The sequence below is a fragment of the Brevibacterium sp. R8603A2 genome (genome assembly GCF_023072605.1).
Taxonomy (GTDB): Bacteria; Actinomycetota; Actinomycetes; order Actinomycetales; family Brevibacteriaceae; genus Brevibacterium; species Brevibacterium pityocampae.
This window is the reverse complement of the sequence record NZ_JALLGN010000002.1, coordinates 21,607-43,955: the sequence shown is the minus strand read 5'-3', so window position 1 is coordinate 43,955 and position 22,349 is coordinate 21,607. Positions and strand designations below refer to the sequence as shown.

The window sequence follows — 22,349 nt, the reverse complement described above, 5'->3', positions numbered from 1 at the left end:
GAACGGCACCATGCCGAAGCAGAAGACCCACAGCGGCGCCAAGAAGCGCCTGCGCCTCACCGGCAGCGGCAAGGTCATGCGCGAGCGCGTGAACAATCGCCACCTCGCCGAGCACAAGTCCTCGCGCCGCAAGCGTCGGCTGTCGATGGACCAGACGCTGACCAAGGGTGACGCCGCCAAGGCCCTCAAGCTGCTGGGCAAGCGCTGATCACCGGTTCCCGAGGCCGTGCAGGCCTGCGCCGCCGCAGTGCGGCACCCGATTCGTTCTAAGGAGTACACGTGGCACGTGTGAAAAGGGCGCTCAACGCCAAGAAGAAGCGCCGGGTCATCCTCGACCGCGCGAGCGGCTACCGCGGACAGCGGTCCCGTCTCTACCGCAAGGCCAAAGAGCAGGTCATCCACTCGCTGGTCTACAGCTACCGCGACCGTCGCGCCCGGAAGGGCGACTTCCGTCGTCTCTGGATCCAGCGGATCAACGCCGGGGCGCGCGCCAACGGCATGACCTACAACCGCTTCATCCAGGGTCTCAAGGGCGCCGGTGTCGAGGTCGACCGCCGCATGCTCGCCGAGCTCGCCGTCAACGACGCCGCGACCTTCGCCGCGCTCGTCAAGATCGCCAAGGAAGCCCTGCCGGCCGACGTCAACGCCGCCAAGACCTCCGCAGCCTGATCGCGCTCCGCCCACGGCGGATCCGCCGGTCGCCGATCCCGGGGAATCGACACCGATTCCCCGGGATCGCGCTATTCACCGGCCCGGCGCACCACTAGGCTGGAGGGCATGAGCCGCACCCCGACGCCCGCCGACGACCGCATCACCTCACCGAAGTCCGCCCGCATCCGCGCCGCCGCCAAGCTGGCGAACCGCTCGTGGCGGACCAAGGAGGGCCGGTTCCTCGCCGAGGGGCCCCAAGCGGTCCGCGAGGCCGTGGCCGCCGCCGGGGATCGGGGCGCCCTCGTGCCGGTCCGGGTGATCGAGGTCTTCGTCACCGAGGAGACCGCCGCCCGTCACACCGACATCCTCGGAACCGCCGCGGCGGCCCGGATCCCGGTCCGCGCGATCGCCGACGCGCTCATCGGCGAGATCTCCGACACCGTCGCCTCGCAGGGGATCGTCGCCGTCTGCTCGACCCTCGACGTGCCGCTCACCGAGATCGTGACCGAGCGCGCGCGCCTCGTCGTCGTGCTGTCCCAGGTGCGCGACCCCGGCAATGCCGGGACCGTCCTGCGGGTCGCCGACGCCGCCGGCGCCGACGCGGTGATCATCACCTCCTCGAGCGTCGACGTCTACAACCCGAAGACCGTCCGCTCGACCGCCGGCTCCCTCTTCCACGTCCCCGTGGTCACCGGGGTGGGCCTGCCCGAGGTGGCCGAGCTCGCCCGGGCCCGCGGGCTCCAGGTGCTCGCCGCCGACGCCCACCCGCCGGCCCACGACCTCCACCAGCCGTGGGAGACCGGACTCGATCTCGCCCGGCCCACCCTGTGGGTGTTCGGCAACGAGGCATGGGGGCTGCCGGAGAAGGACCGCGCCGAGTGCGACGGTGCGGTGGCGATCCCGATCTACGGGCGCGCGGAGAGCCTCAACCTCGGCACCGCCGCCGCGATCTGCATCTACGAGAGCGCCCGCGCCGCCCAGGCGTAACCACCCGCACCGCGGCGAGAGGCGTGGTCTCGCGGGCTGCCGCAGGGGTGTCCCCGCACGGCCGCGGGGCGTAGCCTGGGAAGCGGACGGGCCCGCACTTCTCCGGCCGCACACCGGTGTGCGACCGGGTCCGCAGGCGCCCCACCGCCCAGCGACCAAGGAGCAGAAGATGACCGACATCCGAGAACTCGTCCTCACCGCGGACCGGGAGCTCTTCACCGAGCACGACCTCTCCACGCTCGACCGGAACTTCTCCGCCGACTACGTCGAGCACTCCCCGCTCGTCGCCGACGGCAAGGACGGCCTGCGCGCCCTCGTCAGCGGGGCCGGCGACGGCCTGCGGCACGACGTCGCCCGCGTCCTCGTCGACGAGGAGAAGGGCCTCGTCGCCCTCCACGGCGCCTACCCCGGGCTCGACCCGGACACCGTCTACGTGGGCTTCGACATCTACCGGGTGGCCGACGGGAAGATCGTCGAGCACTGGGACGGCCTCGTCGAGCAGACGCCGCCCAACGCCTCCGGACGGACCCAGCTCGACGGGCCCACCGAGGTCGACCCGACCGCCGACTCCGAGGCGAGCCGCGCCTTCGTCGAGACGGCGTGGACGCGATTCCTCCAGGGACAGGACTACGCCTCGGCCGGCGAGTTCATCCGCGCCGACGACCGGTTCGCGCAGCACTCCGGGGACATCGCCGACGGTGTGCAGAACATGGTCGACTTCCTCGAGCAGCTCAAGGCCGACGGCTCGGCGCTGACCTACGACACGATGCACCGGTCCGTCGCGGACGGGGACTTCGTCCTCACCTACTCCGAGGGGTCGATCGCGGGGGAGCGGCACTTCTTCTGCGAACTGTGGCGGATCGAGGACGGCGCCTGGGTAGAGCTGTGGGACGCGATCGGCCCGGTCGCCCCCGACGACCAGCTCGCCCACCCGCACGGCGCCTTCGCCTCGACCGCGGACTGAGAGCGCCGAGGACCACCCGCCGGGGCCGGTGCGACGGGGTCAGGTGCGGGGGATCGTCGCCTCGAGGAGCGAGAACAGCTCGAGGGCGCACGGGTCGGCGAACGGCAGCATCTGTGTGAACAGCGCCCCGCAGTCCCGGTTCTCCCAGTCGACCCAGAAGTAGGAGTTGCACAGACCGGCCCACATGAGCCCGCCCGGAGCGCGGCCATGGGGGCCGGTCCGTGTATTCGTCATTCCGAGCAGCGACCAGTTGTCGCCCTGCTCCGGGATGAAGTCCCAGTCCTCCGTGCTCGCCGGCAGCGCCGAGCGGCGTGGGGAGACCCAGCTGGCGGGCAACTGGGCCCGGCGCGCCTCGGCGGAGAGCACCGGGCTCAGCAGCGGCGCACCGGTGATGCCGGGGGAGCCGAGTGCAGGGGAGCCCGAGTCGGCCGAGTGAGGTGCGGGGGAGCCCGGTGCATTGGAGCGCTGCGGGGCGGAATCGGCGAGCAGCGCGCGGAGCAGCCGGAGGAAGTCCCGCGGTGTGCCGTAGAGCCCGCCCCCGCCGGCGGCCTGCTCCGGATCGTCGGGGTAGCGCAGGTCGAGCGGGGCGAGCCGCGCGCTCCCGTCCTCGTACCGCGTGCGCGAGTGCATCGGCGCCGCCGGGCCGTGAGGGCCGAAGCGCACCGAATCGAGGCCCAGCGGATCGAGCACCCAGGTGCGCAGAATGCGCTCCAAGGTCTCCCCGCACCGGGCCTCGAGCACGACCCCGAGCAGGTCGATGCCGATCCCGTAGTTCCACTGCGTACCCGGTTCCGCGATGAGCGGCAGCTCGAGGCTGGCGGCGCGGCTGCTCACCCGGGAGGGCACCGCGTGCTCGCGGGCGTAGCGGCCGAGGCGCGACTCGAGGAAGTCGTAGCCGAACCCGGCGGTGTGGGTCAGCAGCATCCGCGCGGTGATCGGTGTCCGCGGCACGGCATACCGGGCGCCGGACGCGTCGTACCCGGTGAGGATCCGGACCTCTCGGAGGTGGGTGACATCGGTGATCGGGGCGTCGAGGTCGAGCAGGCCTGCGTCGACGAGGCGGAGGGCGGCGAGCGCGGTGAACGTCTTCGACAGCGAGGCGTACCACACCACCGTGTCCTCGCTCAGGGACTCCCCGCCGGGCGGGGTCGCGGAGAAGGAGTAGGTCTCTCGGCCTGCGGTGAGGGCGAGGAGCGCGGGCAGGCGTCGGGATTCCACGGCGGACCGGGCGGCGGATTCGAACCGCGCGAGTGCCTGGGCGCGGGACGCAGCGTACGACTCACGTCTCTCACTCGGGGCTCCACTCATGTCCCCAGTCTCGCCGCGGCCGGGTGCCCGGGCAACACCCGGGTGCGCCTGGGGAGCGGATGCGCCTCGTGCCCGAACTCGCCTCGGGCCCGGGCCCGCCACGTGAACGGCCCGGTCACCGGCCCGCGCGCGGTGGGCGGGATGCGAGCACGAGCAGGATGCCGAGCCCGGTGACGACGATCATCGCGACGACGAGGGACATCCAGCCCGCCGGGGAGATCGCATCCCCGACGATGACCGCCATGATCACCATCGCGACGACCGCCCCCAGATAGCGTGCGAGCTGGAACAGCCCGGCCGCCACCCCGGCCGCGCCGACCCGGGCGGCGGTGAACATCGCCTGATTGAGCCCGAGCGGGATGAGGCCGTAGGGGACGCCGAGGAGCACGAGGGCGAGTGCGCTGAGCCACCACGCGGACCCGGTGCCGATCGGCAGGAGTACGACGACCCCGAGGAGCAGGATCGCCGACCCGAGGACGAGGAACCGTTGCAGCCCCCACCGGCCGAGGAGCCGGGTGGCCGGGGCGACCATCGACGCCGACACCACCGCGAGCGCGGCCATGCACAGCCCCACCTGCGCCACCGGCATCCCGACGACCGCCTCGAGGAACGGCGGGAACCCGAACAGCACCAGGTAGAACACGACGTTGAACAGGGCGAATTGGAGCAGCACCATGAGCAGCGCGGGGTTCGCCCGGAGCGCGCGCAGATCGAGCACCGGCACCGGCGCGCGGAGCTCCCACAGCACGAACAGCACCCCGGCGCCCACCGCGAGCACGGCCAGCGGTGCGCGCATCCCGGGGACCGAGTCGAGCAGCGCGAGGATGAGCGCCGACATCGCCAGCGAGAACCCGAGGACCCCGGGGACATCGGCGGTGAAGAAGACCGCGAGCAGCCCGCGCCGCGGTCCACCACCTCCCCGGTCCGTGCCGTCCCTGGTGCCGCCGGGGGCCGAGGTGTCCGCACCGGGCGCGTCCGCGGGCGCCTCGGCGGCGGGTCCCGTGCTCGCCGCGGAGTATCCACGGGCGGAATCCCGGGGCGCGGCGAGGGCGACGATGATGCCGGCGCCGAGCGCGAGCGGGATGTTGAGCCAGAACTGCGCCGACCAGTCGAACAGCGCGAGCGCGAGACCGCCGAGCGCCGGCCCGAGCGCCATCCCGAGGAAGTTCACCACCTGGATCCCGCCGAGCGCCCGCACCGAATCGGGCCCCGGCCGCACCCACCGCCCCAGCAGGTTGACTGCGGACGGGTACGCGCACGCGGTGCCGAGGGCCAGCAGGCCGCGAGCCGCGCTGAGCCCCACGATGTCGCGCGAGAGCGAGCCCCATACCGCGGCGATGAGGACGACGAGCATCCCGGACACGAAGATCCGCTGCGGGCCGTAGCGGTCGGCGAACCGGCCGAGCACCGGCTGCGCGGTGCACGACACGAGGTAGAACACGGTGACGACCCAACTCACCTCGACGAACGTCGCCCCGAGGTCTCCGGCGATCGCGATCACGGCGACGGTGATCATCGTCGAGTTCAGCGGATTGAGCATGGTGCCCAGCGACAACCCGGCGAGAACCAGGCGGGCGTGCGGCAGGGTGGGCATGATCCCCAGCATAGCGACGCCGGGGCGGGTCATCCTTCGTTAGACTGATGGACGGTCGGTTCACCACGAGAGAAAGAAGGCCGATGACAGAGCACCTCGATCCGCGCGACGAGACCGCGATCGCCGCCGCAGTGGACGCCGCGGCCGCCGCATTCGCCGCCGCCGACACCCTCGACGCGCTCAAGGCCGCCAAGATCGATCACATGGGCGACCGCTCCCCGCTGGCACTGGCCAACCGCGGCATCGGGCAGCTCGACAAGGCGGAGAAGGCCCAGGCCGGCAAGCTCGTCGGGCAGTCCCGCGGCGCAGTCAAGCGCGCCCACGACGCCCGGCTGGCCGAGCTCGAGGAGCAGCGCGAGGCCGAGGTGCTCGTCGCCGAGACCATCGACGTCACCCTCCCCACCGCTCGCCGCTCCACCGGCGCCCGCCACCCGCTGCAGCTGCTCCAGGAGCGCGTGGCCGACCACTTCATCGCCCACGGCTGGGAGGTCGCCGAGGGCCCCGAGGTCGAGGCCGAATGGCTCAACTTCGACTCCCTCAACTTCGGCCCCGACCACCCCGCCCGGCAGATGCAGGACACCTTCTTCCTCGACCCGGAGGCCGCCGCCCTCGTCCTGCGCACCCACACCTCCCCGGTGCAGTCGCGCTCGCTGCTCGAGCGCGGCGTGCCGCTCTACGTCGTGTGCCCGGGCAAGGTCTTCCGCACCGACGAGCTCGACGCCACCCACACCCCGGTGTTCCACCAGATCGAGGGCATCGCGATCGACCGCGGCCTCACCATGGCGCACCTCAAGGGCACGCTCGACGACTTCGCCCGCGCGATGTTCGGACCCGAGTCCCACACCCGGCTGCGCCCGAGCTTCTTCCCCTTCACCGAGCCGAGCGCTGAGATGGACTTCTGGTTCCCGAACAAGGTCGGCGGTCCCGGCTGGATCGAGTGGGGCGGCTGCGGCATGGTGCACCCCAACGTGCTCCGCGCCGCCGGGATCGACCCCGAGGAGTACCAGGGCTTCGCATTCGGCATGGGCATCGAGCGCACGCTCATGCTCCAGGAAGGGATCAACGACATGCACGACATGGTCGAGGGCGACCTCCGCTTCTCCGCCCGGTTCGGGGTGAACGCCTGATGCGCGTCCCACTCGAATGGCTCTCCGAGCACGTCGACCTGACCGTCGTCGACGACCCGCACCAGCTCGCCGCCGACCTCGCCGGCATCGGCCTCGAGGAGGAGGACTTCTTCGGTCCCGAGGTGTCCGGCCCGCTCGTCGTCGGCCGCGTCCTCGCGCTCGAACCGGAGGAGCACTCCAACGGCAAGACGATCAACTGGTGCCAGGTGGACGTCGGGGAGGACGAGCCGCGCGGCATCGTGTGCGGCGCCCACAACTTCGCCGCAGGCGACCTCGTCGTCGCCGCGCTCCCTGGTGCCGTGCTGCCCGGCGACTTCCGGATCGGGGCGCGCACGACCTACGGCCACGTGTCCGACGGCATGATCTGCTCGCTGCGCGAGCTCGGTCTCGGCGAGGACCACGACGGCATCATCGTGCTCACCGCGCTCGGCCTCACCGGCGAGCCCGGTGACGACGCCGCGGCACTCCTCGGCCTCGACCGCACCACGCTCGACGTCAACGTCACCCCCGACCGCGGCTACCAGCTCTCGATCCGCGGCATCGCGCGCGAGTACGCGATGCTCAAGGGCCAGGCGTTCCGCGATCCGGCGGACCGCCCGGTCGCAGAGCCCACCGCCGACGGCTTCCCGGTCGACCTCGCCGACGACGCTCCGATCCACGGGGTGCCCGGCTGCTCGCGCTTCACCGCGCTCATCGTCCGCGACATCGACCCGGGCGCGCGCACCCCGTTCTGGATGCAGCGCCGGCTCCTCGAGGCCGGGATGCGCCCCATCAGCCTCGCCGTCGACGTGACGAACTACGTCATGCTCGAGCTCGGCCAGCCGCTCCACGCCTACGACCTCGACCTGCTCGGGGAGCGCATCGTCGTGCGGCGCGCGCGTGCCGGGGAGACGCTCACCACGCTCGACGACGTCGCCCGCACGCTCGATCCCGAGGATCTCCTCATCACCGACGAGTCCGACGGCGACTCCCGCATCATCGGGCTCGCCGGCGTCATGGGCGGCGCCGCGCTCGAGGTGTCCGCGACCACCCGGAACATCCTCCTCGAGGCCGCGCACTTCGACGAGGTCTCGATCGCCCGCACCGCCCGCCGGCACCGGCTGCCCTCGGAGGCCTCGCGCCGCTTCGAGCGCGGCGTCGACCCGGCACTCGGCCCGGTGGCCGCCCAGCGTGCCGCGGAGCTCCTCGTCGAGCTCGGCGGCGGCACCCTCGACCCGGCGACCACCGTCGCAGGCGAGGCGCCCGCCGCCCGCACCATCGCCCTGCCGCTCGATCTGGCCGCCCGGAAGGTCGGGGTCGACTACTCGCCGGCCGAGGTCACCGGGCTGCTCGAGGCGATCGGCGCGCACGTCGAGGTCAGCGGCGACACCGCGCAGGTCACCGTGCCGACATGGCGCTCCGACCTCACCGATCCGATCGACCTCGTCGAGGAGATCGCCCGGGCAGGCGGCTACGACCGCATCCCCTCGGTGCTGCCCCAGGCCCCGGGCGGCCGCGGCCTCACCGCCGCGCAGCGGGCCCGCCGGCGCCTGTCGAACCTGCTCGCCGGGCTCGGCTACACCGAGGTGCTCACCTACCCGTTCACCTCGGACAAGCGCAGCGATGAGCTGCTCCTGCCCGCCGACGACGCCCGCCGCCGGGCCGTGCGGCTCGCCAACCCGATGGCCGACGACCAGCCGCTCATGCGCACCCACCTGCTCGCCACGCTCGTCGACGCCGTCGCACGCAACACCGGTCGCGGCTTCAAGGACGTCGCGGTGTTCGAGGCCGGCATGGTGACCCTGCCCGAGCGCGCGCCCGAACCCGGGCTGCGGTTCGAGCCCGGCTACCACCCGAGCGCCGACGAGCTCGCGGCGATCCGCGACTCCGTCCCGCCCCAGCCCTTCCACTACGCCGGAGTCATCGCCGGCCGCGCGGAGCTGCCCGGCACCTGGGGTGCCGGACGGGCCGCCCAGGCCGCCGACGTCATCGACACAGTGCGCCGGATGGTCGCGGCGTGCGGTCTCGGCGCCGAGGTGCGCGCAGCCCGCCGGGCGCCGTTCCACCCGGGGCGGTGCGCGGAGTTCGTGCTCGCCGACGGCACCGTGCTCGGCCACGCCGGGGAGCTCCACCCCAAGGTGCTCGAGAACCTCGGCCTGCCGAAGCGCAGCGTGGCCTTCGAGATCGACCTCGACGCGCTGCTCGGCCAGGAGGACTCCCGTGATTGGGCCGGCGTCCTGTCCTCCTACCCGGTGTCCCGCCAGGACGTCGCGCTCGTCGTCGCCGCCGACACCCCGGCCGCCGAGGTCGCACGGGCCCTGCGGGACGGGGCGGGTGCGGAGCTCGAGACCCTCGAGGTGTTCGACGTCTACACCGGTGACCAGGTGCCCGAGGGACGGAAGTCCCTGGCGTTCCGGATGACCTTCCGTGCCGCGGACCGCACGCTCACCGCCGACGAGGCCTCCGCGCTGCGCGAGGCCGCCACCGCCGTCGCCGCGCAGCGGTTCGGCGCCGAGGTGAGGAGCTGAGCCGATGAATGACTCCACGCTCGTCCTCGTCACCGGTGGCAGCCGGGGGATCGGCCGCCACCTCGCGGCCGGTTTCGCCGCCGCCGGGCATCCGGTGCTCCTCACCGCCACGTCCGCCGCCGGTGCCGAGCGCGCGGCCGCGGAGATCGCGCAGCAGACCGGGGCCACGGTGCTCGGAGTGCGGCTGGACGTCGCGGACCCTGAGAGCGTCGCGGCACTGCTGGACACGGTGACCGGTCTCGAGGCCGAGCGCGGCATCCGGCTCGGCGTGCTCGTCAACAACGCCGGGGTCATCGAATCGACCGAGGGCCCGGTCTGGGAGGCCGATCCGGCCGACCTCGTCCGCGTCATCAGGACGAACACCATCGGCCCGTTCCTCGTCGTCCACCGGTTCGTCCCCCATCTCCTCGATGTCGCCGCCGCGACCGGGGAACCGGTGCGGATCATCGACCTCAACTCCGGCTCCGGCGCCACCGGCACCCCGCAGTACGCGGCCTATTCCGCGTCGAAGGCGGCCCTGTTCCGACTCGCCGACTCCGTGCACCACTTCGGCTGGGAGCGCGGGCTGCGGATCTTCGAGATGTCCCCGGGCGTCATCGAATCCGACATGACCCGCTCGATGCCGATCCACGACCGGCGCACCGGAGACGACTGGACCTCCCCGGCCGCCCTCGTCGACCTCGCGCTCGCGCTCGCCGGCGGCTGGCTCGACGCCTGGTCCGGGCGCTATGTGCGCGCCGGGGTCGACACCCCGGAGTCCCTCGCCGCGGCCGCCGACGGCCTCGCGGCGAACACCCGCCGCCTCCGCCTCGATCCCCGGGAGGGCTGATCCGGACCGGTAGGCTGGGTCCGACCCGACCCGCCCCGACACGACAGGTGGTCCTGTGAATATCCTCTGGTCGATCCTGCTCGGGCTCCTCAACGCCGTCGTCGTCGGCGTGCTCGTCCGCCGCACGATCACCGTGGGCACCGGCGCGCTGCGCAACACGATCGTCTCCCTCGTCATCGGCATGTCGCTGTGGCCGATCACCCTCCAGGCCTTCGAGATGTTCGGGATCTCCCAGGACGGCGACATCCCGTGGATCGAGATGAGCTTCCCCGCCGTCATGGTGTTCCTCCTCGTGTTCGCCTGGCTCGTCGTCGTCCAGATGGCGATCCTCCTCGCGATCGAGCTCGTCCTCCCCAGCGGCTCTTTCACCCACCTCCTCCGCTCCGCCACGCGCGTCCCGGTCTGGTACCGCCGGGTGAGCCGGCTCTCCCAGATCCAGCGGATCCTCCTCCGGTACGGGCTCGCACGGTACATGCGTCCGCGGATCCCGACGCTGCGCGTGTCCACCCGCGAGATCGCGAAGACCACCGCGGAGGCGTTCGCCGCCGCCGGGGTGACCTTCGTCAAGCTCGGGCAGTTCGTCGCCACCCGCGCCGACATGGTGCCGCCGGAGTTCGTCGAGGAGTTCTCGAAGCTCCAGTCCGACGTCCCCGCCGTGCCCTTCGAGGACATCCGCGCCGAGCTCGAATCCGCGTGGGGGCGCCCCGTCCACGAGGTGTTCGCCGAGTTCGACACCGTGCCGCTCGCCGCCGCCTCGGTCGCCCAGGTCTACCGCGCGGTCGCCTTCGACGGCACCGAGGTCGTCGTCAAAGTCCAGCGCCCCAAGCTGCGCCGGCAGGTGCGAGCGGACTCCGACATCGTCATGACGCTCGCCGAACGGCTCGAGCGCACCGCCGGCTGGGCGCGCTCGATCGGGGTCACCGCGATCGCCCGCGGCTTCCTCGAGACCCTGGCCGAGGAGCTCGACTACCGCGGCGAGCTGCGGCAGACCATCGCCCTGCGGAACGCGACGTCTCACCTCGAGGACTCGGTCGTGCGGATCCCGCAGGTCTATCCCGAGCTCAGCGGTGAGCGGGTCATCGTCCTCGAACGGATCCGCGGGGTCCCGCTGGCCAAGGCCGGCCCCGTGCTCGAGGGCCTGTCGGACATCGCGCGGGCAGACATCGCCCGCGACCTCTTCCTCATGGTCGCCCGCCAGGTGCTCATCAAGGGGATCTTCCACGCCGACCTGCACGCCGGCAACATCATGATCGACACCTCCGGCCGGGCCGGGCTCATCGACTTCGGCAGCGTCGGCCGGATCGATCGCCGCGACCGGCGCGACATCACCCTGCTCCTCCTCGCCTTCGAGCACCAGAACTCCGAGGCCGCGATGAACGCCGTGCTGGACATCTTCGGCACTCCCGTGGGCATCGACCTGCGGTCGATGCAGCGCGACATCGGCCAGATCATGCTCCAGTTCGAGGGCGGCATGCCCGCCGGCTCCTCGGCGCTGTTCGGGGAGCTCCTCGAGTTCGTCATGGCGCAGGGCTTCGAGATGCCGTCCGCCGTCGCGAACGCCTTCCGCGCCATCAGCACCCTCGAGGGCAGCCTGCGGATCCTCGACCCGTCCATCGATCTCCTCGACATGGTCCGCGAGCACGCGGACGAGCTCATGCGCGAATCCCGCGACCTCGCGGAGTCGGCGGAGAACCTCACCCTCTACGTCGGGTCGACGCTGCCGGTGCTCGCCAGCCTGCCGGTCGAGCTCAGCCGGGTGGTCAAGCACCTCCAGGACGGCACGCTCGACATCGGCACGAGCGGTCTCAACATCGACCTCATCAAGAACCTCGTGCGCTCGACGGTCGACCAGTTCATCCAGGTCATCATCGCCACCGCCTTCATCCTCGGCGGCGTGATGATGATGACGGCGGACTTCGGGCCGCCGCTCGCCCCGGACCTGCGCCTGTTCACGTACTTCGGCGCGTGGGTGCTCCTCGTCGGATTCGTGCTCTCCGCGGTCGTCCTCGCCCCGGCGCTGCGCGAGCGCAGATTCAGATAGCCGTCCCCTGCGGGCCCCGGGCGGCGAGGTCCTCCGCGTAGGCCCGGGCGACCCGGCCGATCTCCCGGCGGAGGAATACGACGTGGGGCAGGGCCGACATCGTCTGGCGGACGTGGAGAGCGATCCGGCGCACGGGTGTGGGATCGAGGAGCGGGCGCACGACGAGCCCGGCGGGCAGGTCGAGCGTGGCGAGCAGCGGCAGCACGGTGACCCCCATTCCCGCCGCGACCATCGCGAGCACTCCGTGGTGGTCGTCGGCGCCGGCCGCGTAGCGGAGGTCGAGCCCGGCCGCGCGGGCCGCCTCGTCGATGACCTCGCCGGACGGACTGCCCTGCACATGGAGGTCGACGAGCGCGTGCTCGGCGAGCTCGGCCATCCGCACCTCCGGGGCCTGCGCGAGCGGGTGGTCGGCCTCGGTGACGACGACGTACGCGTCGTCGAGGAGCTCGTCGCGATCGTGGCCGCGCATCCGCACCGGATCTGCGAGACCGGACTCCGCGCGCACCTCGATGTCGGCGAAGGCGCGCTCGCCGGGCGGTGCGGGCTCGTTGGCGAGGATCTCCATGTGGAGACCGGGGAAGCGGAGCTGGGCGGCGCGGAGGACATCGGGCAGCCACACCGTCGTCGCCGAGGAGAAGCTGCCGAGGGTGAGCCGCGTCGCCGGCCCCGCCGCGAGCCGGTCGACGAACGTCTGCAGGTCGGCCGCCTCGGCGAGGAGGGCCTCGGAGCGGGCGGCGAGCGCGTGCCCCGCCTCGGTGACGGCGATGCCGCGGCCGTCCCGGCGGTAGAGGGGGGCTGCGACCTCGCGCTGGAGCGCGATGATGTGCTGGCTCACCGTCGCGGGGGAGTTCCCGAGATTGCGCGCGGCCTGCTGCACGGAGCCGCTCGCGACGACCGCGCGCCACACCCGGAGGCGGTGGAGATTCTGCATGGAACGATCATAAGTCAGAACCGAATGATCATCAGGAACAGTCGGGTGGACGCGAATGGTCGCGGCGGTGCATCCTGGACCGGGCGCCCGCCGGACCGTGCGGGCGCTCTCCCATGACGAAAGGGCCCACAGCCATGCACGCAGGACGCACGGACGCATGACCGGCGCGGAGTTCATCGCCTTCCTCGGAGCGGCGCTCATCCTCGCGGTGACGCCGGGGCCCGACACCTTTCTCACCATCCGCTACGGCGCGCAGTCGTTCCGCCGGGGGATCGTCTACGCCTCCGCGGCCGCGTGCGGCATCACCGTGTGGGCGATCCTCGCGCTGTCCGGGATCGCCGCCCTGCTCCAGAGCCATCCGACGGCGCGCACCGTCCTCGCGGTGTGCGGCGGCATCTACCTGACGTTCCTCGGCGTGCGCACCCTGTGGGGCGTCTGGACCGCGGAGCGCGCCCTCCGCTCCCGCACCGCCTCCGTCCGCGCGGTGCTCGTCGCAGCGGGCGGCGCCGGTGCCCAGGAGACCGCGGCGGCCCCGGGCGCCCCCGCTTCCGCTCCGGCCCTCGTGCCCGTGACGACGAGCGGTGAGGTCCATGCCGGGATCGCCGCTCCCGACGGCGAGGTCATCCTCGACCCCACCGACCCGTCCGTCGAGACCGCGACGAGCGGCCGCGGCGTCGACCGCCGCCGCTCGCCGTTCCCGGTCGGACTGCTCAGCAGCCTGACGAACCCGAAGACCGGGATGTTCTTCCTCGCGCTGTTCCCCGCGTTCCTCCCGAGCGAGCAGGGGATCGGTCTCATCGCCGTCCTCGTCCTCACCATCGTCGCGGTGTTCGCGCTCTACTCCCTCCTCCTCGTCGCCACCGCCGCCGGGCTCGGCCGCCGGCTCGAGGGCAGGCGCGGCGCGCTCGCCATGGACCTCGTGTCCGGCGGGGTGCTCGTCCTTCTCGGACTCTCGATCCCGTTCCTCTGACGCGCCCGCGCGCGGAACGCGGAGAGGCCGGCCGGTGCACCTGCACCGACCGGCCTCTCATCGCGTCCGCTCCCGGACCCCGGTGGATTCGGGACTGGCTCAGGGCAGGAGGACGACCTTGCCGGTGGTCCGCCGCCCCTCGAGCGCGCGGTGGGCCTCGGCGGCCTCGGCGAGCGGGAAGGTCGACCCGACCCGGAAGTCGAGCCAGCCGTTCTCCAGGCCGTCGAAGAGCATCGCCGAGCGCTCGGCGAGCTCCTCGGGGTTGGTGACGAACCACTGGAGCGACGGCCGGGACAGGAAGATCCCGCCGGAGGAGTTGAGCCGCTGGATGTCGAAGGGCGGCACGGCACCGGAGGCCGCACCGAACAGCACCATCGAGCCGCGCACTGTCAGCGAGGCGAGCGAGGCGTCGAAGGTGTCCTTCCCGACCCCGTCGTAGGCGACGTCGACGCCGGCACCGTCGGTGAGCTCGCGCACCTTCGCGGCGATGTCGACGCCCTCGCCGTAGAGGAACACCTCGTCGGCCCCGGCGCCCCGGGCGAGCTTCGCCTTCTCCTCGGTGCCCACCGTGCCGATGACCCGGCCGCCGAGGTGCTTGATGATCTGGGTGAGCAGCAGGCCCACTCCGCCGGCGGCGGCGTGGACGAGCGCGGTCTGGCCCGGTTCGATCCGGTGCGAGCCGGTCGCGAGGTACTGCGCGGTGAGCCCCTGCAGCGGGATCGCGGCTGCGGCCTCGGCGGACACGCCGTGCGGCACCCGCATGACCATGTCCGCGCGCACGGCGACCTTCTCCGCGTAGGAGCCGTGCGCATCGTGCCAGGCCACCCGGTCGCCAGGCGTGAACCCGGTGACGCCCTCGCCGACGGCCTCGACCACTCCGGCGCCCTCGACGCCGACGATGTGCGGGAAGTCCATCGGGTACATGCCCGAGCGGCGGTAGGTGTCGATGAAGTTGATGCCGGCGGCCTCGACGGCGACGAACAGCTCGCCGGGACCTGCGCTCGGGTCCGGCACCTCGACGTACTCGAGGACCTCGGGTCCGCCCTTGCGGGTGGCGTGGACAGCGTGCATGGGAGTGCCTCCTCTACTGCGGCCGTCGGCCGCGGACACCGGCATGAATAATTACCGTGTGTGATGTATCGTTATACATATGTCAGGTTTCACTGTCGCCGTCTCAGGGGCCACCGGGTACGCCGGGGGCGAGGTCCTGCGCCTCCTGAGCGGGCATCCAGACCTTCACGTTACAACCGTGTGCGGCCATTCGACAGCAGGGAGCAGGCTCGGGGAGCACCAGCCCCACCTCGTCGCCTACGCGGACATGACCGTGCAGGAGTCGACCGCCGCGGTCCTCGCCGGACACGACGTCGTCGTCCTCGCGCTGCCGCACGGCGCCTCCGGCCGGATCGCCGCCGAGCTCGCCGAGTCCTCCCCGGACACCGTCATCGTCGACCTCGCCGCCGACCACCGCCTGCAGTCCGCGCGCGCCTGGGAGGCCTTCTACGGCTCGGAGCACCCCGGCACCTGGACCTACGGCCTGCCCGAGCTCCTGCTCGCCGATGGCACCCGGCAGCGCGAAAGGCTCCGCGCCACGCGGCGCATCGCGGTCCCCGGCTGCAACGTCACCGCCGTCACGCTCGGCCTGCAGCCGCTGCTCGCCGCCGGGCTCGTCGACCCGACCCGGCTCACCGCGGTGCTCGCCAACGGCGTGTCCGGGGCCGGCAAGGCGCTCAAGCCCCACCTGCTCGCCGCCGAGGTGCTCGGCGACGCGAGCCCCTACGGCACCGCCGGCACCCACCGGCACGTCCCGGAGATCGAGCAGAACCTCGCCGGCGTGCTCGGCCGCCCCGTCGACGACCCGGGCGTGCGGATCTCCTTCACCCCGACCCTCGTGCCGATGTCCCGCGGCATCCTCGCCACGCTGTCCGCCCCGCTCACCGCGGAGGCGAGCGATGAGGACGTCCGGTCCGTGTTCGAGCGCACCTACTCCGCGGAGCGCTTCGTCCGCCTGCTGCCGGCCGGGCAGTGGCCCCACACCGCGGCGACGACGGGGGCGAACACCGCGCACCTCCAGTGCGCCGTCGACGCCCGCGCCGGCACCGTGCTCGTCTCCGTCGCCCTCGACAACCTCGTGCGCGGCACCGCCGGCCAGGCACTCCAGTCCGCCCACCTCGCCCTCGGGCTCCCGGAGTCCACCGCCCTGCCCACCGAAGGAGTCGCCCCATGAGCGTGACCTACCCCCGCGGCTTCGCCGCTGCCGCGACGACCGCGGGCCTCAAGCCCAGCGGCACCCCGGACCTCGCCCTCGTCCACAACACCGGGGAATCCGATGCCGTCGCCGCCGTCTACACCTCCAACCGGTGCAGGGCCAACCCGGTGCTGTGGTCCCAGCAGGCCTCGGCCGACGGCCGCGCCCGCGCCGTCGTCCTCAACTCCGGGGGAGCGAACTGCTACACCGGCTCCTTCGGCTTCGAGACCACCCACGCCACCGCAGAGCGCACCGCAGAGCTCCTCGACATCGACGCGCTCGACGTGCTCGTGTGCTCGACCGGGCTCATCGGCGTCGGCGGGCAGGACTTCCGCGACCGGATCCTCGCCGGCCTCCCCGCGCTCGCCGAGACCGCGCAGGCCGCACCGGCCGGCGGTGAGGCCGCCGCGCGGGCGATCATGACGACCGACACCGTGCCCAAGACGGTCGAGCGCGAGGGCACCGCCTACCGGATCGGCGGGATGGCGAAGGGAGCCGGCATGCTCGCCCCGGGGCTCGCCACGATGCTCGTCGTCCTCACCACCGATGCGGTCCTCGACGCCTCCGAGCTCGACGCCGCCCTGCGCACCGCGACCGCACGGAGCTTCGACCGGCTCGACACCGACGGCTGCATGTCGACGAACGACACGGTGATCCTCATGAGCTCCGGGGCCTCGGGCCACCGGGCCGACACCGGCGAATTCACCGCGCTGCTCACCGAGGCCTGCGAGGACCTCACCCACCAGCTCCACATCGACGCCGAGGGTGCCGGCCACGACATCGTCATCACCACCCGCGGCGCCTTCTCCGAGGAGCAGGCCCTCGAGGTGTCCCGCGCGGTCGGCCGGTCCAACCTGTTCAAGGCCGCCGTGTTCGGCGAGGACCCCAACTGGGGCCGCGTCGTCGCGCAGGTGGGCATCACCTCGGCACAGTTCGAGCCCGACGCGATCGACGTGACCTTCAACGGCGTGCCGGTGTGCGTCGCCTCGAGCCCGGGGGCGGATCCCTCCGAGGTGCTCTTCGACCGCCGCGTCGTCGTCGAGATCGACCTCCACGCCGGAACCGCCGAGGGCACGATCCTCACCTCGGACCTCACCCATGACTACGTCGAAGAGAACAGCGCGTACTCGACATGACCGCACGCCAGCACCCCACCCCAGCAGAGCGCCTTGTGCGCGCCCAGGCCAAGGCCGAGACCCTGACCGAGGCGCTGCCGTGGATCAAGACCTTCGCCGGCGCCACGATCGTCATCAAGTACGGCGGCAACGCGATGGTCTCCCACGAGCTCCAGCAGGCCTTCGCCGACGACATCGCGTTCCTCCGCTTCGCCGGGCTGCGCCCGATCGTCGTCCACGGCGGCGGCCCGCAGATCTCCCGCATGCTCGAACGTCTCCAGATCCCCAGCGAGTTCCGCGGCGGCCAGCGCGTGACCTCCCCGGAGGCCGCCGAGGTCATCCGGATGGTGCTCGCCGGGCAGGTCAACCGGGAGATCGTGTCGCGCATCAACATGAACGGCGACGCCGCGATCGGGCTCTCCGGCGAGGACGCCGACCTCCTCCTCGCCGTGCCGACGACCACCGTGGTCGACGGCGAGACCGTCGACCTCGGCCGGGTCGGCGAGATCCGGCGGGTCAACACGCAGGTGCTCGAGGAGCTGCTCGACGCCGGCCGCGTGCCGGTGATCTGCTCGATCGCCGCCGAGCTCGGCGGCGCGGCCGACACCCCGCTCAACATCAACGCCGACCTCGCCGCCGCCGCGATCGCCCGGGAGATGCAGGCCGACAAGCTCATCATGCTCACCGACGTCCCCGGCCTCTACCGCGACTGGCCGGACAAGGACAGCCTGATCTCGCAGATCACCCCCGAGGAGCTGCGCGCGCTGCTGCCGCGCCTCGACTCCGGGATGATCCCCAAGATGACCGCCGCGCTCGACGCCGTCGACAGCGGGGTGCGCCAGGCGCACATCGTCGACGGCCGGATGGCGCACTCGATCCTGCTCGAGATCTTCACCACGCAGGGCATCGGCACCATGGTCCACGAGGCCGCCGACACCCCGCAGGCGACCATGCACGACGGCCACGACAGCACCGACGACCGCGGCGCCACCGGCGGCCACGGCAGCGCTGACGGCCCCGAAGGCACCGAGGAGACCCCATGACGCAGTCCGCCGACTGGCGCACCCACCACTCCGGCTCGATCCTGCCCGCACTCGGCCGCCCGCAGCGCCTGCTCGTGCGCGGACAGGGTGCCCGGGTGTGGGACGAGACCGGCAAGGAGTACCTCGACCTGCTCGCCGGAATCGCGGTCAACGCCCTCGGCCACGCCCACCCTGCGCTCGTCGAGGCGGTGTCGGATCAGGTCGCCACGCTCGGCCAGGTGTCGAACTACTTCGCCTCGCAGCCGCAGATCGCGCTCGCCGAGAAGCTCCTCGAGGTCGCCGCAGCGCCGCAGGGCTCCGCCGTGTACTTCTGCAACTCCGGGGCCGAGGCGAACGAGGCCGCACTCAAGATGTCCCGCCGGGTCGCCGGCGGCGGCCGGTCGAAGGTCGTCGCCGTCGCCGGCGGCTTCCACGGCCGCACCATGGGTGCCCTGGCGATGACGAGCAAGGAGGCGTTCCGCGCCCCGTTCGCCCCCGGCGTGCCCGGGGTCGTCCACGTGCCCCACGGCGACATCGAGGCGCTGCGCCGCGAGGTCGACGACACCTGCGCGGCCGTGATCATCGAGCCGATCCAGGGCGAGGCCGGCGTGCGCCGCCACCCGGCCGGCTATCTGCGTGCCGCCCGGGAGGCGACCCGCTCCGCCGGCGCCCTGCTCATCCTCGACGAGGTGCAGACCGGGATCGGTCGCTGCGGGTCCTGGTTCGCATTCCAGGACCCGGACCTCGGCGAGGGGATCGTGCCGGACATCGTCACCTGTGCCAAGGGCCTCGGCGGCGGGCTGCCGCTCGGAGCCACCTTGACCTTCGGGGACGCGGTCACCGGTCTGCTCGTCCCCGGCCAGCACGGCTCCACCTACAGCGGCAACCCGGTGACCACCGCCGCGGGGCTCGCGGTGCTCACCACGATCGAGCGCGCGGGCCTGCTGCCGGCGGTGCGCGGTCTCGGACAGGAGTTCGCCGGCCGGCTGCGGCTCATCGACGGTGTGGCCGCGGTGTCCGGGGCCGGGCTGCTCATCGCACTCGAGCTCACCGCCGGCAACGCCAAGGCCGTCGCCGAGGCCGCGCTCGACGCCGGTTTCATCGTCAACCCGGTGACCGACACCCGGCTGCGCATCGCGCCGCCGCTCACCATCACGGAAGGGGAGCTCGGGGAATTCCTCGACGCCCTGCCCGCCATCCTCGACACCGCAGGAGGGACCGCCGCATGACCCGCCATTTCCTCAAGGACACCGACCTCGCCCCCGCAGAGCTCACCGAGGTCCTCGACCTCGCCGCGGAGCTCAAGGCCGCACCGTACTCCGCCCGGCCGCTCGCTGGACCGCAGACGGTCGCGGTGATCTTCGACAAGACCTCCACCCGCACCCGGGTGTCCTTCGCCACCGGCATCGCCGCGCTCGGCGGCAGCCCGCTCATCATCAACCCGGGGGAGTCCCAGCTCGGGCACAAGGAGTCGGTCGCCGACACCGCGCGCGTCCTCGAGCGCATGGTCGCGGCGATCGTGTGGCGGACCTTCGCCCAGTCCGGGCTCGAGGAGATGGCCGCCCACTCCTCGGCCCCGGTGATCAACGCACTGTCCGACGACTACCACCCGTGCCAGCTCCTCGCCGACCTCCTCACGATCCGCGAGCACCGGCACACCGGGACGGGCAACGGACTGTCCGGGCTCACGCTCGCGTACTTCGGGGACGGGGCGAACAACATGGCCCACTCCTACGCGCTCGCCGGCGTCAACGCCGGGATGCACGTGCGGATCGCCGCTCCGGCCGGCTCCCACCCGGACCCGGGAGTGCTCGCCGAGGCGCAGGAGCTCGCCGCGGTCACCGGCGGCTCCGTGCTCGTCACCGAGGACCCGCGGGAGGCCGCGACCGGTGCCGACGTCCTCGTCACCGACACCTGGGTGTCGATGGGCCAGGACGACGAGGGCCGCTCCGGGGAGGAGTCGCCGTTCGCCGCCTACCGCCTCGACGCGGCGCTCCACGCGCTGTCGAACGAGGCGCTCGTCATGCACTGCCTGCCGGCCTACCGCGGGCAGGAGATCACCGCCGAGCTCATCGACGGACCCCACTCGGTGGTGTTCGACGAGGCGGAGAACCGGCTGCACGCGCAGAAGGCGCTGCTGACCTGGCTGCTGGAGCACTGAGATGGCCGCCGCCGCACAGTTCGACGAGGGCCACGCCGTGTCCCCGGCGACGAAGACCGCCCGCCAGCAGCTCATCGTCGACATCATCCGCCGCGAGTCGATCACCTCGCAGACCCAGCTCATGCAGCTGCTCGCCGCGCGCGGGGTGAGCGTCACGCAGGCGACGCTGTCGCGGGACATGGCCGAGCTCGGCGCGGTCAAGGTCCGCACGAGCACCGGATCGGCCTACGCGGTGCCCGGCGAGGGCGGCGACCGCAGCCTGCAGCGCGCAGGCGAGGGCGAGGTGCTCGATGCGAAGCTCCAGCGCCTCCTCGAGGAGCTGCTCGTCACCGTCACCAGCTCGGAGAACCTCGTCGTGCTGCGCACCCCTCCCGGCGCGGCGCAGTACCTCGCCTCCGCGCTCGACCGCTCCGTGATCCCCGGCGTCCTCGGTACCATCGCAGGAGACGACACGGTGCTCGTCATCGCCGGCGACGGCCGCCGGGGGGAGCAGCTCGCCGAGCTCCTCCTCACGCTCGCCGCCGACGGCCCCTGATCCGGCAGCCGGACCGGCTCCCGCGGTCCGGCCCACGGCACGGGCGCCGACACCCAGACATCAGACCCACCACGAACGAACAAGGAGAACCCCATGACAGAACGCATCGTGCTCGCCTACTCCGGCGGACTCGACACCTCGGTCGCGATCGGCTGGATCCAGGAGGCCACCGGCGCCGAGGTCGTGGCGATGGCCGTCGACGTCGGTCAGGGCGGCGAGGACCTCGAGACGATCCGCCAGCGCGCACTCGACTGCGGGGCCGTCGAGGCCTATGTCGCCGACGCCCGCGACGAGTTCGCCGAGGAGTACTGCATGCCCGGCCTCAAGGCCAACACGCTGTACATGGACGCCTACCCCAACGTCTCCGCGCTGTCCCGCCCGGTGATCGTCAAGCACCTCGTCACCGCCGCCCGGAAGTTCGGCGCCACCACCGTGGCCCACGGCTGCACCGGCAAGGGCAACGACCAGGTGCGCTTCGAGGTCGGCATCACCTCGCTCGCCCCGGACATGACCTGCATCGCCCCCGTCCGCGACCTCGCGCTCACCCGTGAGAAGGCCATCGAGTACGCCGAGCGGAACAACCTGCCGATCGTCACGACGAAGAACAACCCGTTCTCCATCGACCAGAACGTGTGGGGTCGCGCGGTGGAGACCGGCTTCCTCGAGGACATCTGGAACGGCCCGACGAAGGACGTCTACGACTACACCGACGACCCGGCCTTCCCGCCGCCGGTCGACGAGGTCACCATCACCTTCGAGAAGGGCATCCCGGTGAAGATCGACGGCCAGGTCGTCACCCCGCTCGAGGCGATCGAGCAGCTCAACCAGCGCGCCGGCGCCCAGGGGATCGGCCGGATCGACATCGTCGAGGACCGGCTCGTGGGCATCAAGAGCCGCGAGGTCTACGAGGCGCCGGGCGCGATGACGCTCATCGCCGCGCACCGCGAGCTCGAGAACATCACCCTCGAGCGCGAGCAGGCCCGGTTCAAGAAGCTCGTCGACCAGCGCTGGACCGAGGTCGTCTACGACGGCCAGTGGTTCTCGCCGCTCAAGGGCTCCCTCGACGCGTTCATCGACCAGACGCAGGAGTATGTGTCCGGCGACATCCGGATGGAGCTCCACGGCGGGCGGCCCACCGTGACCGGTCGCCGCTCGGAGACCTCGCTCTACGACTTCAACCTCGCGACCTACGACGAGGGCGACAGCTTCGACCAGTCCTCGGCCCGCGGCTTCATCGACATCTACGGGCTGTCCTCGAAGCAGGCCGCTGCACGCGACCACCGCTTCGACAAGGGCGTCCGCCTCTGACCCGAAGTGCAATTTCCGAAGGTTCCTGAGAGCGGAACCGCCGGAAATCGCACT

20 protein-coding genes are annotated in these 22,349 nt (G+C 72.2%); 16 read left to right on the top strand and 4 right to left on the bottom strand.

Going from position 1 to position 22,349, the window contains the following annotated elements; all coding sequences use genetic code 11:
* Positions 1-10: 10 nt before the first annotated feature.
* The 4 genes from rpmI to MTQ12_RS02510 all read left to right on the top strand — a co-directional run bounded on the left by rpmI (position 11) and on the right by MTQ12_RS02510 (position 2,602).
* The gene (gene rpmI, locus MTQ12_RS02525) at positions 11-208 is read left to right on the top strand and encodes a 50S ribosomal protein L35 (protein WP_137320062.1); all 198 of its coding nucleotides are present in this window, start codon (positions 11-13) and stop codon (positions 206-208) included.
* A 71-nt stretch (positions 209-279) separates the two neighbouring features.
* Positions 280-669 (top strand): 50S ribosomal protein L20, encoded by a 390-nt coding sequence (gene rplT / locus MTQ12_RS02520; protein ID WP_137320061.1) that lies wholly within the window; start codon positions 280-282, stop codon positions 667-669.
* Between the two features lie 108 nt (positions 670-777).
* On the top strand, positions 778-1,638 hold the full coding sequence (locus tag MTQ12_RS02515; protein WP_247423714.1) for an RNA methyltransferase: 861 nt from the start codon (positions 778-780) through the stop codon (positions 1,636-1,638).
* A 169-nt stretch (positions 1,639-1,807) separates the two neighbouring features.
* Entirely contained in the window at positions 1,808-2,602 is a 795-nt protein-coding gene (locus tag MTQ12_RS02510) for a nuclear transport factor 2 family protein (protein ID WP_137320059.1), read from the top strand.
* Between the two features lie 39 nt (positions 2,603-2,641).
* On the opposite strand, the gene MTQ12_RS02505 is transcribed toward MTQ12_RS02510, so the two are convergent.
* Both MTQ12_RS02505 and MTQ12_RS02500 read right to left on the bottom strand, forming a co-directional pair.
* Positions 2,642-3,910 carry a serine hydrolase domain-containing protein gene (locus MTQ12_RS02505; protein WP_247423712.1) on the bottom strand — a complete coding sequence of 423 codons (1,269 nt, stop codon included), beginning with the start codon at positions 3,908-3,910 and terminating at the stop codon, positions 2,642-2,644.
* A 115-nt stretch (positions 3,911-4,025) separates the two neighbouring features.
* Positions 4,026-5,504, bottom strand: coding sequence for an MFS transporter (locus MTQ12_RS02500; protein WP_247423710.1), 1,479 nt, complete (start codon positions 5,502-5,504; stop codon positions 4,026-4,028).
* 83 nt (positions 5,505-5,587) lie between these two features.
* Between MTQ12_RS02500 and pheS the strand changes: the two genes are divergently transcribed.
* The 4 genes from pheS to MTQ12_RS02480 are packed head-to-tail and all read left to right on the top strand — an operon-like array spanning position 5,588 to position 12,008.
* Entirely contained in the window at positions 5,588-6,631 is a 1,044-nt protein-coding gene (gene pheS, locus MTQ12_RS02495) for a phenylalanine--tRNA ligase subunit alpha (RefSeq protein ID WP_247423707.1), read from the top strand.
* A complete protein-coding gene (gene pheT, locus MTQ12_RS02490) occupies positions 6,631-9,138 on the top strand; it encodes a phenylalanine--tRNA ligase subunit beta (protein ID WP_247423705.1) in 2,508 nt (835 codons plus the stop codon). The genes pheS and pheT overlap by 1 nt, the downstream gene beginning before the upstream one ends.
* Before the next feature lie 4 nt (positions 9,139-9,142).
* Positions 9,143-9,967 carry an SDR family oxidoreductase gene (locus tag MTQ12_RS02485; protein WP_247423703.1) on the top strand — a complete coding sequence of 275 codons (825 nt, stop codon included), beginning with the start codon at positions 9,143-9,145 and terminating at the stop codon, positions 9,965-9,967.
* 55 nt (positions 9,968-10,022) lie between these two features.
* Positions 10,023-12,008 carry an AarF/UbiB family protein gene (locus MTQ12_RS02480; protein ID WP_247423701.1) on the top strand — a complete coding sequence of 662 codons (1,986 nt, stop codon included), beginning with the start codon at positions 10,023-10,025 and terminating at the stop codon, positions 12,006-12,008.
* Here MTQ12_RS02480 and MTQ12_RS02475 read toward each other — a convergent pair.
* Complete coding sequence (locus MTQ12_RS02475; protein ID WP_175406982.1) at positions 12,001-12,939, bottom strand: LysR family transcriptional regulator; 939 nt, start codon at positions 12,937-12,939, stop codon at positions 12,001-12,003. The two genes, MTQ12_RS02480 and MTQ12_RS02475, sit on opposite strands and share 8 nt — an antisense overlap.
* A gap of 157 nt (positions 12,940-13,096) precedes the next feature.
* Here MTQ12_RS02475 and MTQ12_RS02470 point away from each other — a divergent pair, with 157 nt between their 5' ends.
* Complete coding sequence (locus MTQ12_RS02470; protein ID WP_175406981.1) at positions 13,097-13,909, top strand: LysE family translocator; 813 nt, start codon at positions 13,097-13,099, stop codon at positions 13,907-13,909.
* Positions 13,910-14,008: 99 nt separating this feature from the next.
* Here the strand turns inward: MTQ12_RS02470 and MTQ12_RS02465 are convergent, their stop codons facing one another.
* The gene (locus MTQ12_RS02465; RefSeq protein ID WP_247423699.1) at positions 14,009-14,980 is read right to left on the bottom strand and encodes a quinone oxidoreductase; all 972 of its coding nucleotides are present in this window, start codon (positions 14,978-14,980) and stop codon (positions 14,009-14,011) included.
* Between the two features lie 79 nt (positions 14,981-15,059).
* Between MTQ12_RS02465 and argC the strand changes: the two genes are divergently transcribed.
* The 7 genes from argC to MTQ12_RS02430 all read left to right on the top strand — a co-directional run bounded on the left by argC (position 15,060) and on the right by MTQ12_RS02430 (position 22,295).
* Positions 15,060-16,133, top strand: coding sequence for an N-acetyl-gamma-glutamyl-phosphate reductase (gene argC / locus MTQ12_RS02460; protein ID WP_247423697.1), 1,074 nt, complete (start codon positions 15,060-15,062; stop codon positions 16,131-16,133).
* Positions 16,130-17,290 carry a bifunctional glutamate N-acetyltransferase/amino-acid acetyltransferase ArgJ gene (gene argJ / locus MTQ12_RS02455; protein ID WP_247423695.1) on the top strand — a complete coding sequence of 387 codons (1,161 nt, stop codon included), beginning with the start codon at positions 16,130-16,132 and terminating at the stop codon, positions 17,288-17,290. The genes argC and argJ overlap by 4 nt, the downstream gene beginning before the upstream one ends.
* Positions 17,287-18,312, top strand: a complete 1,026-nt coding sequence (gene argB / locus MTQ12_RS02450) for an acetylglutamate kinase (protein WP_247423693.1) — start codon at positions 17,287-17,289, stop codon at positions 18,310-18,312. The genes argJ and argB overlap by 4 nt, the downstream gene beginning before the upstream one ends.
* Entirely contained in the window at positions 18,309-19,520 is a 1,212-nt protein-coding gene (locus tag MTQ12_RS02445; RefSeq protein WP_137320046.1) for an acetylornithine transaminase, read from the top strand. The genes argB and MTQ12_RS02445 overlap by 4 nt, the downstream gene beginning before the upstream one ends.
* Positions 19,517-20,452 carry an ornithine carbamoyltransferase gene (gene argF, locus MTQ12_RS02440; RefSeq protein ID WP_137320045.1) on the top strand — a complete coding sequence of 312 codons (936 nt, stop codon included), beginning with the start codon at positions 19,517-19,519 and terminating at the stop codon, positions 20,450-20,452. The genes MTQ12_RS02445 and argF overlap by 4 nt, the downstream gene beginning before the upstream one ends.
* 1 nt (position 20,453) lies before the next feature.
* Positions 20,454-20,987 carry an arginine repressor gene (locus MTQ12_RS02435; protein WP_137320044.1) on the top strand — a complete coding sequence of 178 codons (534 nt, stop codon included), beginning with the start codon at positions 20,454-20,456 and terminating at the stop codon, positions 20,985-20,987.
* A 93-nt stretch (positions 20,988-21,080) separates the two neighbouring features.
* Positions 21,081-22,295, top strand: a complete 1,215-nt coding sequence (locus MTQ12_RS02430; RefSeq protein WP_247423691.1) for an argininosuccinate synthase — start codon at positions 21,081-21,083, stop codon at positions 22,293-22,295.
* Positions 22,296-22,349: the final 54 nt, after the last annotated feature.

Coding starts and splice junctions, on each gene's coding strand:
- rpmI (WP_137320062.1), top strand. CDS start 11: ATGCCGAAGCAGAAGACCCACAGCGGCGCCAAGAAGCGCCTGCGCCTC.
- MTQ12_RS02515 (WP_247423714.1), top strand. CDS start 778: ATGAGCCGCACCCCGACGCCCGCCGACGACCGCATCACCTCACCGAAG.
- MTQ12_RS02510 (WP_137320059.1), top strand. CDS start 1,808: ATGACCGACATCCGAGAACTCGTCCTCACCGCGGACCGGGAGCTCTTC.
- MTQ12_RS02505 (WP_247423712.1), bottom strand. CDS start 3,910: ATGAGTGGAGCCCCGAGTGAGAGACGTGAGTCGTACGCTGCGTCCCGC.
- MTQ12_RS02500 (WP_247423710.1), bottom strand. CDS start 5,504: ATGCCCACCCTGCCGCACGCCCGCCTGGTTCTCGCCGGGTTGTCGCTG.
- pheS (WP_247423707.1), top strand. CDS start 5,588: ATGACAGAGCACCTCGATCCGCGCGACGAGACCGCGATCGCCGCCGCA.
- pheT (WP_247423705.1), top strand. CDS start 6,631: ATGCGCGTCCCACTCGAATGGCTCTCCGAGCACGTCGACCTGACCGTC.
- MTQ12_RS02485 (WP_247423703.1), top strand. CDS start 9,143: ATGAATGACTCCACGCTCGTCCTCGTCACCGGTGGCAGCCGGGGGATC.
- MTQ12_RS02475 (WP_175406982.1), bottom strand. CDS start 12,939: ATGCAGAATCTCCACCGCCTCCGGGTGTGGCGCGCGGTCGTCGCGAGC.
- MTQ12_RS02470 (WP_175406981.1), top strand. CDS start 13,097: ATGACCGGCGCGGAGTTCATCGCCTTCCTCGGAGCGGCGCTCATCCTC.
- MTQ12_RS02465 (WP_247423699.1), bottom strand. CDS start 14,980: ATGCACGCTGTCCACGCCACCCGCAAGGGCGGACCCGAGGTCCTCGAG.
- argC (WP_247423697.1), top strand. CDS start 15,060: ATGTCAGGTTTCACTGTCGCCGTCTCAGGGGCCACCGGGTACGCCGGG.
- argJ (WP_247423695.1), top strand. CDS start 16,130: ATGAGCGTGACCTACCCCCGCGGCTTCGCCGCTGCCGCGACGACCGCG.
- argB (WP_247423693.1), top strand. CDS start 17,287: ATGACCGCACGCCAGCACCCCACCCCAGCAGAGCGCCTTGTGCGCGCC.
- MTQ12_RS02445 (WP_137320046.1), top strand. CDS start 18,309: ATGACGCAGTCCGCCGACTGGCGCACCCACCACTCCGGCTCGATCCTG.
- argF (WP_137320045.1), top strand. CDS start 19,517: ATGACCCGCCATTTCCTCAAGGACACCGACCTCGCCCCCGCAGAGCTC.
- MTQ12_RS02435 (WP_137320044.1), top strand. CDS start 20,454: ATGGCCGCCGCCGCACAGTTCGACGAGGGCCACGCCGTGTCCCCGGCG.
- MTQ12_RS02430 (WP_247423691.1), top strand. CDS start 21,081: ATGACAGAACGCATCGTGCTCGCCTACTCCGGCGGACTCGACACCTCG.